This window comes from Fulvimarina fulva (assembly GCF_039652615.1).
Classification (GTDB): Bacteria; Pseudomonadota; Alphaproteobacteria; order Rhizobiales; family Rhizobiaceae; genus Fulvimarina.
The window spans coordinates 80,689-93,750 of record NZ_JBDJAC010000010.1 but is presented as its reverse complement, the minus strand read 5'-3'; the positions used below and the strand labels follow the sequence as shown (position 1 = coordinate 93,750).

Here is a 13,062-nt window from a genome sequence, read left to right as displayed (position 1 = left end):
AGTTTACCGGCGCGACCAGCGTTCGGACGTGCGCCGGGCTCGCCTCACCGGGCGGGTCCGGCGTTCCGCCGCCTGGGTCTTGCCAAGCAGCGGGGCTTCACCGGCTGCTTCGGGATGAAGTGGTTCCGCTGGCCCCTCGCGGCCCGGTGCGGCCGGCTTTGCCCTGATGTCTCGATGGTCATGGGCGAGGGCGCGCGTCACGACCTTGCGCATCAGCGTCGACAGCCCCTGATCGGCGATCTGATCCACTGCCGCCCACCAGCCGTCCACATCCGGCGTTTCCTCGATCTCGGCGCGATAGACGGTCAGTTGGAGCTTGAAGTGGGTGAAGCCGTGGTCGACGGCGCCTGCCATTTGCCATTCGGCCGCGAACGGCGCGGCATTGATACCGGTCTCGCCATCTTCCCTTGCCGACCAGTTGGTCGAGGGTGCCTCCGCCATGCCGCCAAGCATGCCGCTTGATGGACGTCGCCTGAGCCAGACGGCGCCGTCGGAACGCCGGACCGCGACAAAGGCCGCGCCGACACGGCTCGGAACCTGTTTCTTCGGTGCCTTGACCGGATAGCGGCTCTGATCGCCCTCGCTCCGGGCTTCGCAGGAACCGGTGGCTGGGCAGATCAGGCAGTTCGGAGATCGTGGGACGCAGATCGTCGCGCCGAGATCCATCATCGCCTGGGCGAAATCGCCCGGCCGATCTTCTGGCGTCAGGTCCGCAACTTTCTCCCTGATCCTGGGCTTGGCGCCGGGCAACGGGTCAGCGATGCGGTAGAGCCGCGTGACCACACGTTCGATATTGCCATCGACGACGGGGGCCGGCTCGTCAAAGGCGATCGAGGCGATGGCGGCCGAGGTGTAATCGCCGATGCCCGGGAGTGCCTTCAGGCCCGCCGCCGTTTGGGGAAACGTGCCGCCATACTCTGTGGCAACCGTTTGCGCACAGGCATGAAGATTGCGCGCGCGGCTGTAGTAGCCGAGCCCCGCCCACTCTGCCATGACCTCGTTCGCGTCGGCCGCTGCGAGATCGGAGACGGTCGGCCAGCGATTGACGAAGCGCTCGAAAAAAGGTTTCACCGCTGCCACGGTTGTCTGTTGCAGCATGACCTCCGACAGCCAGACCCTGTAAGGATCCGGCCGGATCCCGGCTTTCCGAGCGTTCGGGCCCACGCGCCAGGGCATATCCCGCGCGTGGATGTCGTACCAGTCGAGGATCTTTCGGGAGAGCTGGTCGTGGTGACGCGACATGAGCAGGCTTTCGGTCGGCGAAACGGGAAGGCTAAGTGCAGGATGGCAAGGACGGCGCAATGAACCCAGTGACGTCTTTCGCCCGGCTGATCAATCCGCCCACCGAGGGCATGGCAGAGCGCAACCGGCGCGCGGTGACATTCTCATACGCGCTTGTGCCGCTGGCCGGATCCCTGCTCGGGGTCTTGGTCACGGTCCTCGCTTCTTGGGCGGCAATCTGCCTCTTCGTCGGACGGCTTCAATGGCGCGCCTTCGGCCCGGCTGCGCCGATCCTCTGGAGCCAGATCGCTTTCTTCTGCGTGCTGGCGCTTGCCGATATCGTTAACAGCGCGCCCGGCACCGCTGCACTCGATATCGGTCTGCGGCTTTTCTTCCTGATGCCGATCGTCGCGGTGCATCGGGTTGCGATCTCCCAGGCAGAAGACGTGCTCGACGCCGTGTTCAAGGGGGCTGCGATCGGCGGTATTGTCGTGCCCGTCGTGGCGCTCGGCTCGATCCTCGTGTCGGACGGCTACAGGGCCGAAGGCCTTTCGGGCAATCCCGGTCCGTTCTCCATCCTCTGCCTGCTGACCGCCGGCCTTTCCTTCCTGGGGCTTGGCGAGAGACACCGTCTTTCGTGGAACATTGCCGCTGTTCTGGGCATGTACGGCGCTTCGCTGAGCCTGCTCATGACCGGTATGCGTGGTGCTTGGCCGGCGCTTCCCCTCATCCTCGCAATTGCCCTGTGGACCCGGCGACGAGACCTCGCGCTCATCTGGTCGCGGATCGGGCGGGTGAGCCGCCGCTCGATCATCGGCGCGGTTCTGGTGTGCGCCGTTGTGGGCACGCTGCTTGGCGCCGAATATATCGGATCGCGCGCTCAGGATCTGATGCGGGACGTCCAGATGATGTTCTCGGATGCCGATGCCGCGACCTCCCTCAGCCTGAGGGCGGAGATGTACCAGGCAGGCGTCGCCGCTTTTCTGGAACGCCCATTTCTCGGCTGGGGGGGGAGCGGTTTCTGGGCCGCCGTCAAGCCGCATCTGGGGGCTGCATTTGCCGGCGAATTTTCCTTTAGCCATCTGCACAACATCATCCTGACCGTGGGCGTTCAGGCCGGACTTCTCGGCATCGCGGCGCTTCTCGCCGTCCTCCTGACGCCGATCTGGTGCGCCTTCCGGCTGCGGCGAGACGAGAACGGCGGGGCCCGTCTCGCCTTCGCGCTGATCCTTGTCTGCGCCTATCTGATCCCGGGGCTCACGAATATCATGTTCTTCCATGATATTCTGGACGCCGTCTGGGCCCTTTCGATCTGGACGCTGGCAGGGACGATGATGAACGGGCCTGATGCACGACCGGTAAAGGACGCGCCTCGATGAACGATTTCCAGAAACGGAAGCGTCGGCCACCCACCCGGTCGCTCTCCGATATCGCCGCCAAGCTCATCGATCCGGTCTTACGCAAGAAGGCCGGCATGACCGCCGAACTTGCGCTTGCCTGGCCGCAGATTGCCGGCCCGCGCCTTGCCGGGCAGACGCGGCCTCTGGAATTCCGCTGGCCGCCGAAGCGTGGCGAGGACGATCCCTTCGAGCCGGCAACCCTGGTGATCGGCGCGGAGCCGGCCGCCGCCCTGCGGCTTCAGCATCAGACGAGCGAACTCATTCAGCGCATCAACCGGCTCTACGGCTTCGTCGCTGTCGGCAAGGTGAAGATCACGCAGATGCCGGTAATGGAAGCCTCTCGCAGCAACAAGCCGGGCACGCGGTCCTTGAGCCGGGCGGATCACCAGAAAATCGAGGCGATGGTCGGCCATATTGAGGACGAGACTTTGCGGCAGTCCCTGAAGGCCTTTGCTGAGGCGACGTTGAGCCGCAGCGATCGGACGCGGGACTGAAGGGGCCGGGCCGCTCTCGCCCACATGACGGAATTGTAAGACGGGATCGCGGCCAGCCATGGTAGGCAACACGTCGACGTCCGTATAGAAACCGCCGTAAAGTTCGCCTTTCAACCGGAGACATTCTGCCCGTGACCCGCTCTCGTTATTCGCCATTGAAGCTGGCCGCGCTTGCTTTCGCCGGTGCCAGCCTGATCACGCTCGCCGCTTGCAGCGACGAGGACAAGTCGGCCAACGGCATCGTCCAACCTGACGCCGCACAGACCGAATCGTCCTCATCGGACTCCAGCACGTCCGCCGAACCGGCAACAACGAGCGATGCCGCATCTTCATCCGATGCAGCACCGGCGGCGCAGACGGCCGAAAGCTCGTCTGAGTCGACGCTGAAGCCGGCCGAGGAAGCACCGGAATCGACCGGCAGCGTCGATGTGTCCAAGCTGATGAGCGTGCAGCCTCTGCCGGATGTCGTGCAGGGCAATCCCGATGCGCCGGTCACCATCGTCGAATATGCCTCGATGACCTGTGGCCACTGTGCGCAGTTTCATGAAGACAGCTATCCGGCCATCAAGAAGGCCTATATCGATACCGGCAAGGCCAAGCTGATCCTGCGCGAGTTCCCGTTCGATCCGGTCTCGCTTGCCGCATTCATGCTGGCGCGCTGCAGCGGTGACGACCAGCGTCGCACGGCGATGGTCGACGTCCTCTTCGATCAGCAGCGCACCTGGGCGGGGGCCGAAAGCCCGTCACAGGAGCTTCTGAAGATCGCGCGCATGACCGGAATGAGCCAGGACGAGTTCGTCGCCTGTCTCAACAACAAGGATCTTCAGCAGAAGATCGTCGAAGTTCAGCAGGCTGGCGAGAATGATTTCGGTGTGACCGCGACGCCGACCTTCTTCATCAATGGCAAGAAATATTCCGGCTCCATGAGCCCGGAAAAGATGGCGGCTGCCATCGAAGCGGCGATGCCGTCGAACTGACGCTCGCGACTGGAGCACTTCGGCGCGGATGCCGCCGAAGTGCCTCCGGCGTTTCATTAGTCACGGATTAAGAATTTGCCGAGCCGCACTTGGTGTTGCGGAGCTGCCGCGCTAAAGGCGAGGGATATATTTTAAGCGGTCCCGGTCCGGCGGTTCGATGCCTCAACGCATATTTCCATTTCAAAAAGGCAAGGCTGAGCGGCCGGCCGACTCCGTGGAGTCGCTTGGCCTCAAGGGCGCGGACCTCTCTCTTCTGGCATCGCTCAATCTGCCCGTGCCGCCCGGTTTTACCATTTCCACCTATGCCTGGCGCGAATCGAAGGGCGGCCGCGACGGCCTGCCTCTTGGTTTGCGGTCCGATCTTCGCGACCAGGTGGAAGCCCTGGAAGAGGTCACGGGACGCCGGTTCGACGGTGACCGCAGGCCGCTTCTCCTGGCCGTTCGATCCAGCGCGAAGACCGCCATGCCCGGGCTCGCGGAGAGCGTTCTCGATGTCGGCCTGAACGGCCGGACGGTCGAGATTCTCGCTGGCGAACTGGACGACGCGTCGTTTGCTTTCCGCAGCTATCGCCGGCTCATCGAGAGTTATGCACAGCTCGTTTTCGATGCCGATCCGATCGATTTCGAGGAGATCGCCGACGAGGAAGCCGAGGAAAAAGGCTGGAGCGGCGAACCCGCATCGATCGACGACTGGCGTGCGCTCATCGAGCGGCTCAACACCTTTCTCGCCGACGAACTCGAAGTCGTCATGCCCCAGACGCCGTTCGAGCAGCTGGTCGAAATCATCACTGCCGTGTTCAAGAGCTGGCGAAGCGCGCCGGCCCAGGCGCACCGTGCCCTGCATGGAATTCCTGAGAATTCCGGCCTCGCGGTGACGATCCATTCGATGATCTTCAACGAGCGAAACGCCCAGTCGGGACGCGGACGGGCCTTGTCACGGGATATGGCGACGGGCCGGCCGCAGCTGACCGGCGAGTTCCAGCTCGGCTCCGGCCAAGTGCTGCGCACCGGCCAGCACCGCCGTATCGATCTTGCCGAAGCGCTTTCCAATGGCGGAGAGGAGTTTCCCGCCAAAATCGAGCAGCTCGACGATCATGTGCGGGCCGTCGAAGCCTATCTCGGCGATCTCGCCGAAGTGGAGTTCATGATCGGCGATGGTGAGCTCTTCCTTCTCCAGTCGCGCGTTGGCCGGCGCAGTGCTTCGGAAGCGGTGCGGCTTGCCGTGGAATTTGTCCGGGACGGGCTGATCGACGAAGCCGAGGCGCTGATGCGCATCGATGCGACGTCCCTCGATCAGCTGCTCCATCCGTCGATCCAGCGCGACGAGAATTTCGTCGCGATGGCGCGAGGCATGCCGGCGTCACCGGGCGCTGCGACCGGAGAAATCGTCTTCACTTCCGACCGGGCGCAGGCTTTGGCTTCGGAAGGGCGCAGGGTCATTCTCGTGCGCCACGAGACCTATCCGGAAGACATTCACGGCATGCATGTCTCGGAGGGCGTACTGACCATTCGCGGCGGCACGACCAGCCATGCGGCCGTGGTTGCGCGTGGCATCGGTAAACCGTGCGTGACCGGTGCCGGCACCTTGCGGCTCAACATCGCGACCGGCGAACTCCATGCCGGCAACACGGTGCTGAAGGAAGGCGAATCGATCACCATCGACGGGACCTCGGGCGAGGTCATCAAGGGGACGGTCACACTCGTGCGTCCGTTGCTCGACGGCGATTTCGCGACCCTCATGGAGTTTGCGGACCGGGCGCGGCACATGAAGGTGCGTACCAATGCCGAAACGCCCGCCGAAGCGCGGGCAGCGCGCGATTTCGGCGCCGAGGGGATCGGCCTTACCCGAACCGAGCACATGTTCTTTGAGGGCGACCGTGTGCGCGCCATGCGGGAAATGATTCTTGCCCCGGACGAAAAGGGGCGGCGGGCGGCGCTCGAGAAACTCCTGCCGATCCAGCGCGCCGATTTCGTCGAACTCTTCGAGATCATGGCCGGCCTGCCGGTGACGATCCGCCTGCTCGACCCGCCGCTGCATGAATTCCTGCCCCAGGCCGAAAACGATATCAGAGAGACGGCCGAATTCCTCGGCATCGACGTCTCCACCCTGCGCGAGCGCATCACGGCGCTTCAGGAATTCAATCCGATGCTCGGCCATCGGGGCTGCCGGCTCGCGATTTCCTATCCGGAGATCGCGGAGGTTCAGTCACGGGCGATCTTCGAGGCCGCCGTGGAGGCTGGAGAAAAGACCGGTGCCGCCGTCACTCCGGAAATCATGGTGCCCCTCGTCAGCCTTCGCAGGGAACTCGATTTCGTGAAGGAGCGGATCGACGCGGTCGCCGCTCAGGTGATGGAAGAGACCGGCACGAGCATAAAATATCGGGTCGGGACGATGATCGAACTGCCCCGCGCCGTCGTGCGCGCCGATACGATTGCCGAAGCCGCCGATTTCTTCTCCTTCGGCACAAACGATCTGACGCAGACGGTGTTCGGGATCTCGCGAGACGACGCCGGCACCTTCCTGTCGACCTATGTCCGGAAGGGCATTATCGAGCGCGATCCGTTCCAGACAGTGGATGTCGAGGGGGTGGGCGAACTCATCCAGATTGCGGTCGAAAAGGCGCGTCGCACGAAGCCGCATATTGAGCTTGGCGTGTGCGGCGAGCAGGGCGGCGATCCTGCCTCGATCGCGTTCTTCGCCGAGGCAGGCCTCGACTACGTGTCCTGTTCTCCCTTCCGCGTGCCGATCGCGCGGCTTGCCGCGGCTCAGGCCGCCATCCGGGAAGACCGGATCACGCGCGGCACGCGTTCGCGGCGCTAAAGAATTTTAGAAGCCGTAATAAACGCTGATCGCAAAACAGCTTGCGAGGCCGATGAGGACGTTCATCGGCCCACCGATCTTCAGAAAATCCATGAAGCGATAATTGCCGGCGGCATAGACGAGGGTGTTTGTCTGGTATCCGATCGGCGTTGCGAAGGAGGCCGAGGCGCCGAACATTACGGCGGCAACGAGCGCGCGGGGCTCCATCCCGAGAGAGGTGGCAAGAGCGATCGCCACGGGTGTGAGGACCACCGCGACGGCGTTGTTGGTCACCATCTCCGTCAGGATCGATGCCAGGGCATAGACCAGGAGCAGAACCACGAAGGCCGGCACCGCCTGCAGGAGAGGCTCGATCGCCGAGACGATCACATCGATTCCGCCCGCCTTGGAAAGACCCTCCCCAATCGAAAGCATCGCGAAGATCAAAATCAGGAGATCGCCCCGGATCGAACGCCACGCCTCGTCGGCGTCGATCACCCGAAAGAGCAACAGGCCCGCTATGGCGATGAAGGCGAGGGCTTGGATCGAACTGAACCCGAAGGCCGAAAGGGCGATCACGGCAACGAGCGCGCCGATCGCGAGAGGTGCCTTTTCCCGGCGAAAGGGGCGCGCATGAGACGTGTTGATCTCGATGAGATCGTTCATGTCCGCAATGCGTGAAATGGCTTCGGGCGGGCCTTCGAGAAGCAGCCGATCGGCCGGGCGCAGGCGCGTCTCCAAGAGGGATGGACCGGGCGAATGGCGATGGCGACGCACGCCGATGACCGCGACGCCCGAGCCTGAATAGCCGATCAGTTCGTCGATCCGGCGGCCGATGCCGCGCCGGTGTGGGGCGGCTGTCGCTTCGACGACGACGGTATCGGCGCTCTTGCGCGAGCGGCTCAGGCGGCCGACGCGGTAATGATTGCTGTCATTGAGGGTCAGAAGCTCTTCGGCCGTCGCGAAGAGGATGATCCGGTCGCCCCGTTCGATCACCTGATCGGGCATGTTGCGCCTTATGGTTTCTCCGCGACGTCGGATCGCAGCGACTTTGATGCCGCGCCGCGACAGACTGGAGACGTCCTTCACCGTGCGCCCGATGGCGCTCGCTTCTTCGCGCACGGTGATTTCGCTTAAGTACCTGTCGTCGTCCTCGTCGCCTGCGAGAGCCTCTTCGGTCGCCGTGCGATCGGGCAGAAGCAAAGGGCCGGCGATTACGAGATAGACCAGCCCGACCGCCGCTGCGAAAAGGCCGATCGGCGTAATCTCGAAGATGGTGAACGGGGCGAGGCCCTGGGCACGCGCAACGCCGTCGACGAGAAGGTTGGTGGAGGTGCCGATAAGCGAGCAGGTGCCGCCGAGGATCGTGACATAGGACAGCGGGATCAACAGCCGCGTCGAACCGATCTGCAGCTTTCTGGCGATCTCCACCAGAATGGGGATCATGACGATCACGACCGGCGTGTTGTTCATGAAGGCGGATGCCGCCATCACGCCGACGGTCAAGATCGCCATGGTCGTGATGGGCTTTTTGCCGGCGCGCGATACCAGCCAGCTGGCGGCGACCTCCAGCGTTCCCGTCCGGATCAGAGCCCCCGAGAGAACGAACATGGCGGCGATCGTGATCGGGGCGGGGTTCGAGAACGCCGCCGAGATTTCGCTCGTGTCGAGATAGCCGAGCGCAAGGAAGCTCACGGCCCCCGCAACCGCGACGACTTCCGGCGGATAGCGTTCGATCGCAAAGCCGATGAACACGATCACGACGATCGCGAGGCCGATATAGGCCGAATAGTCGGCAAGAAAGGCGGTCATGGCTTATGCACCGCCCTGGTGCTGCACCGCGGGTACGGTTCGAGAAAGCCCGGAAGGCCGGGTAGACAAAGCTGTCGAATGCATGTGTTCCGCCGTCGCCGTCCTCATGAAGACAAGGTAACGCTGCCCGGCAAAAGAAAATCCCGGCCAAGATCAAAATCTTGCCGGGATCGGTTTGAAGACGGTTCGCTTCGTCGTCAATCAGGCTGAATGCTCAGGCGGCAGCCTTGTTAATGCCGCCGGTTGCAAGCTCCGTCATCGTGCGGTCGCCGTCGGCCGTATGGTCGAGGCAGGTCTGCAGCTTCTTGGCTTCGTCCTCGAGGCCGAGACGCTTCGCGAAGGCGACGAGGCAACCATAGCCGGCAATCGCGTAGTGGGCCATGCGCTGATACTGCGTGATGATCATCGCGTCGCGTGCGTCCGGATCGGTGATGTCCTCTTCCAGGCCATGGGCGCGAGCTTCCTTGACGAGGCCCTCCATGCCTTTGCAGAATTCACCGGTCGGGTCTTCGCCATGGCCCTTGATGATCTCCGCAAGGGTTTGCATGCCGCTCTCGATCCCGTCGACACCGGCCTTCAGCGCGTTCTTCAGATCTTCGTTCCTGGCCGCGTCGGCGAGTTCGCGCGTGACCTTTTCCGACTGCTTGCAGGCACTGTAGATGTCCTGCGCCTGATCGATGTAGATATCCTTGAGATTGCTGATCGTCATAGTCGGTCCTTCCTGGTCGGTTGTTGTGTGGCATAGCGCGGCCGCGCGCGATTTGTTCCACTTCAAAGCCTGCTTCGAATTTTTGGGGCGGCTTTCCTGTGACGCGGTCAGGTGGGAAAAGCGACATGTTTTCAGGTGTATGGGAGGCGTCGTGGGCGCGTGACAGGTCAAACCGTCGCGCGCCTGCCGAAGAGTTCTGCGTCCAAATAACGGGTGCGTGAACGCGCCTCATATCGAGGTCGATGCGATTTCCATTAGATAGACGGTTATGGATACGACCACGCGCCAAAGCTTCGATCTTCGCCTCCCGCCTTTCGTCACGACGATGCGCGAGAGCCAGCGCTTGCGTCTGGCGACCCTTGTGCGCCTCAGATGGATTTCCGTCGGCGGCCAGCTCGCGACCATCGTCTTTGTCGCATGGGGTGTGTGGTGGCCCATCCCGGCCGGGCTCTGTCTTAGCCTGGTCGCGCTTTCGGTGGCGCTGAACATCTATCTGTCGACGCAATATCCGGCGAGCCGGCGGTTGTCTCCCGGTGCTGCTGCCGGCGTCCTGACCTTCGATATCCTTCAGCCGACGGGCCTTCTCTTCCTCACCGGCGGTCTGACGAACCCGTTTTCGGTCTTCCTCATCGTTCCATGCCTGATCGCTTCTGCGACGCAGCCGCTTGCAACGACGTTCGGGCTTGGGCTCCTTGCATCACTTTGCGCGACCGGGCTTGCGATCTTCCACATGCCGCTGCCCTGGCCCGATGGCCAGGTTTTCCAGCTGCCGGCGGTCTATCTGGCAGGTTTCTGGTACGCGATCGTCGGAACGCTCGTCTTTTCGGCCATCTATGTCTACCGGGTCGCGGCCGAATCGCGAGCACTCGCCGATGCCCTCAGCGCGACCGAACTCGTCCTCCAGCGCGAGCAACACATTTCCGCCCTCGACGGGCTGGCCGCAGCCGCTGCTCACGAGCTCGGAACGCCGCTTGCGACCATTGCCCTTGCCACCAAGGAAATGAGCCGGACCGTTCCCAGGGACAGCCCGTTACGCGACGATATCGATCTGCTGCTCGATCAGTCGGAGCGTTGCCGCGAGATCCTGCGCCAGCTCTCCAGCCTGTCCTCGTCGTCGGAAAGCCACATGGCGAAGCTGCCGCTCCTGTCGCTGATCGACGAGGTTGCCGAGCCGCATCGCAATTTTGGCGTCACCGTCGCTGTCGAGACCGACGGGCAGGGGCCTGAACCCGTGACCCGACGCAATGCGGGCGTTCTCTACGGACTCGGCAATATCGTCGAGAACGCCGTCGATTTTGCGAATTCCTCGGTCACCATTTCAGTTGCGTGGACCGAGACGATGGTATCGGTCACGGTCGTCGATGACGGTCCCGGCTTCAACCCGGATGTGCTGGCGCGGATCGGCGACCCGTATATGTCCGATAAGCTGAGCGGCGACCGGCGCGCGGGCGGAGGTCTCGGGCTCGGCGTCTTCATCGCCAAGACCCTGCTTGAGCGCTCGGGTGCCTCGATCGGCTTCGAGAACCGCCAGGACCTTCATACCACGAACGTCAAGACGACGGGTGCGATCGTTTCGGTCGAGTGGAACCGCGACGGTTTCGAAGCGGGCGGGTCGCTTGCGCGGACGAGCCAAACGGACTGATCTGACGTTACGGCCGGTTGCGACCGCTCGCCGCACCTTCGCCGCAGGTGCATCCAGTGGACTGTCTGTTTCGTTGAATAGGTAAGGATGGGTGTCCATCTAGAACGCATGAACACGGGTCCACGGACCTCGCAAGGCCTCAGGCTCGGAAGTCCGCATGGATTGGCGCGCGATAGGCTGCGACGGGCCCTTACTGCGCTGACTGAAGGCGCGTAATCGGACAGGGAGACTGACATGCTCGATACGGCTCAGGTTGAGGCCCAGACTTTTACACCGGTGGCCGGTGACAACACCTTGCTGCTGGTAGACGATGATCGCCCGTTTCTCCAGCGGCTCGGACGCGCGCTTGAGCAGCGCGGTTTCGCGGTGACCACGGCAGAAAGCGTCAGTGAGGGCATGAATGCCGTCAGGCGGTCCTCTCCAGCCTATGCAGTCGTGGACATGCGGCTTGGCGATGGCAACGGCCTCGACGTGGTACAGGCTCTTCGCGACGTTCGCTCCGATGCGCGCGCCGTCATCTTGACCGGATACGGCAACATTGCCACAGCCGTGACTGCGGTGAAGCTCGGGGCGATGGATTATCTCGCCAAGCCAGCCGATGCGGACGAAGTGACTGCAGCACTCACCCGCGCTGCGGACGAGCGTGCCGCACCACCGGAAAATCCCATGTCCGCCGATCGCGTGCGCTGGGAACATATCCAGCGGATCTACGAACTCTGCGACCGGAATGTCTCGGAGACCGCGCGCAGGCTTTCCATGCATCGTCGTACGCTTCAGCGGATTCTTGCGAAGCGTGCACCACGCTGACCCGATAGCGATCTTAAAAGCTGAAAATTATGGGCCGTCAGTCCGTCATGAACGGATTGGCGGCCCACTCTGCCTGGAGCAGCCGGTCGGCGGCGAGGCGAGCGAAGCGGAGCGTCATCGCGCGGCGCGTGGCCGCGCTCAATTTGTGTTCCGGCGCCTCGCGCAAGATCTCCGCCGTATAGCCATCCGAGACGATCAGGCCGTGCTCTTGTGGAAAGATCTCCACCGGCACGCCCGGATGGGTCGCGAAGAAAAGCCGGTCGCAGTGTTCGAGATAGTCCGGCCATTTCCGGTCGACCCGAAAGTCCTCGATCGAGGTCTTGATCTCGATAATGGTGATCCCGCCCTTTTCCGACATGCAAACGAGGTCGGCGCGCCGCCCGGATTTCAGCGGCATTTCCGGCAAGAGCGAGATCCGATGAGCGATCATGAGACGTTGGATGCCGCGCCGAACCATCATGGCCCGGTCGGACTGGCGACCGTCAATCAGCGGGGCGTTCGGGAAAGGCGAAACCAGCGGCATTGTATCGGTATCACTGAAAGTGTGACGCGGCGCAAGACAAAACAGGAACGTCCGGCTTGATGTCGCCGCCGGCGCCGTTGCAATAATGGTTCAGTTGCTCGCGAGTTTTCGGTCTTTTCCGATTTCCTCGAGAATCGGACAGTCGGGGTCCGCGTCTCCGTGGCACCGTTCCGTCAGGTCCGCGAGCGCGCGCTTGAGGGTCTGCAACTCCTCGATCTTGCGGTCGATTTCCGCGACGCGCTTGCGGGCGACCTGTTTGACATCCTTGGAGTGGCGGTTTTCGTCGGCATAGAGCGAAAGTAGCCGTCTCGCATCGTCGATCGAGAAGCCGAGTGAGCGCGAACGCTGCAAGAACCGCAGGATATGGACGTCGCGCTCGCGATAGTCCCGGTAGCCGTTTGCCGCGCGCGCCGGCTTCACCAGGCCGATTTCCTCGTAATATCGGATGGTCTTCGGCGGCAGGCCGGACAGCTTTGACGCCTCTCCGATGTTCATGAGAGCCTCACCTTGCACTTCGCGGCGATTGTTCGCCGCACGTCTTTTTCAGATGTCGCTATGTGGGGCAGCGTCAACTGTGTTGGGGCAGCAACAAGGATTTCTTAAGCATGGTCTGCCACATTCTCGCCGTTGCTTCACCGCAAGGGCAGGCTTATCCAAAGTGACAGCAATTCCGGGTC

11 protein-coding genes are annotated in these 13,062 nt (G+C 62.9%); 6 read left to right on the top strand and 5 right to left on the bottom strand.

Going from position 1 to position 13,062, the window contains the following annotated elements:
- Positions 1 to 3: 3 nt before the first annotated feature.
- Positions 4 to 1,242, bottom strand: coding sequence for an A/G-specific adenine glycosylase (mutY, locus tag ABDX79_RS14375; RefSeq protein ID WP_346220994.1), 1,239 nt, complete (start codon positions 1,240 to 1,242; stop codon positions 4 to 6).
- 59 nt (positions 1,243 to 1,301) lie between these two features.
- Here mutY and ABDX79_RS14370 point away from each other — a divergent pair, with 59 nt between their 5' ends.
- The 4 genes from ABDX79_RS14370 (at position 1,302) to ppdK (ending at position 6,913) form a co-directional block, all read left to right on the top strand.
- The gene (locus ABDX79_RS14370; protein WP_346220993.1) at positions 1,302 to 2,600 is read left to right on the top strand and encodes an O-antigen ligase family protein; all 1,299 of its coding nucleotides are present in this window, start codon (positions 1,302 to 1,304) and stop codon (positions 2,598 to 2,600) included.
- On the top strand, positions 2,597 to 3,115 hold the full coding sequence (locus ABDX79_RS14365; protein ID WP_346220992.1) for a DUF721 domain-containing protein: 519 nt from the start codon (positions 2,597 to 2,599) through the stop codon (positions 3,113 to 3,115). Before ABDX79_RS14370 ends, ABDX79_RS14365 begins: the two co-directional genes overlap by 4 nt.
- 131 nt (positions 3,116 to 3,246) lie before the next feature.
- Complete coding sequence (locus ABDX79_RS14360) at positions 3,247 to 4,092, top strand: DsbA family protein (protein ID WP_346220991.1); 846 nt, start codon at positions 3,247 to 3,249, stop codon at positions 4,090 to 4,092.
- 157 nt (positions 4,093 to 4,249) lie between these two features.
- Positions 4,250 to 6,913, top strand: a complete 2,664-nt coding sequence (ppdK, locus tag ABDX79_RS14355; RefSeq protein ID WP_346220990.1) for a pyruvate, phosphate dikinase — start codon at positions 4,250 to 4,252, stop codon at positions 6,911 to 6,913.
- 6 nt (positions 6,914 to 6,919) lie between these two features.
- Here the strand turns inward: ppdK and ABDX79_RS14350 are convergent, their stop codons facing one another.
- Together ABDX79_RS14350 and ABDX79_RS14345 are read right to left on the bottom strand one after the other, a co-directional pair.
- Positions 6,920 to 8,704: an SLC13 family permease gene (locus tag ABDX79_RS14350; RefSeq protein ID WP_346220989.1), complete on the bottom strand. Its 1,785-nt coding sequence runs from the start codon at positions 8,702 to 8,704 to the stop codon at positions 6,920 to 6,922.
- Between the two features lie 214 nt (positions 8,705 to 8,918).
- Positions 8,919 to 9,413, bottom strand: a complete 495-nt coding sequence (locus tag ABDX79_RS14345) for a YciE/YciF ferroxidase family protein (protein WP_346220988.1) — start codon at positions 9,411 to 9,413, stop codon at positions 8,919 to 8,921.
- A 268-nt stretch (positions 9,414 to 9,681) separates the two neighbouring features.
- Here ABDX79_RS14345 and ABDX79_RS14340 point away from each other — a divergent pair, with 268 nt between their 5' ends.
- Complete coding sequence (locus tag ABDX79_RS14340; RefSeq protein WP_346220987.1) at positions 9,682 to 11,055, top strand: ActS/PrrB/RegB family redox-sensitive histidine kinase; 1,374 nt, start codon at positions 9,682 to 9,684, stop codon at positions 11,053 to 11,055.
- A gap of 234 nt (positions 11,056 to 11,289) precedes the next feature.
- A complete protein-coding gene (locus ABDX79_RS14335) occupies positions 11,290 to 11,862 on the top strand; it encodes an ActR/PrrA/RegA family redox response regulator transcription factor (protein WP_346220986.1) in 573 nt (190 codons plus the stop codon).
- A 37-nt stretch (positions 11,863 to 11,899) separates the two neighbouring features.
- Here ABDX79_RS14335 and ABDX79_RS14330 read toward each other — a convergent pair whose 3' ends face one another.
- Positions 11,900 to 12,385 carry an MmcB family DNA repair protein gene (locus tag ABDX79_RS14330; protein WP_346220985.1) on the bottom strand — a complete coding sequence of 162 codons (486 nt, stop codon included), beginning with the start codon at positions 12,383 to 12,385 and terminating at the stop codon, positions 11,900 to 11,902.
- A gap of 90 nt (positions 12,386 to 12,475) precedes the next feature.
- Positions 12,476 to 12,880 (bottom strand): Cu(I)-responsive transcriptional regulator, encoded by a 405-nt coding sequence (gene cueR / locus ABDX79_RS14325; protein ID WP_346220984.1) that lies wholly within the window; start codon positions 12,878 to 12,880, stop codon positions 12,476 to 12,478.
- Positions 12,881 to 13,062: the final 182 nt, after the last annotated feature.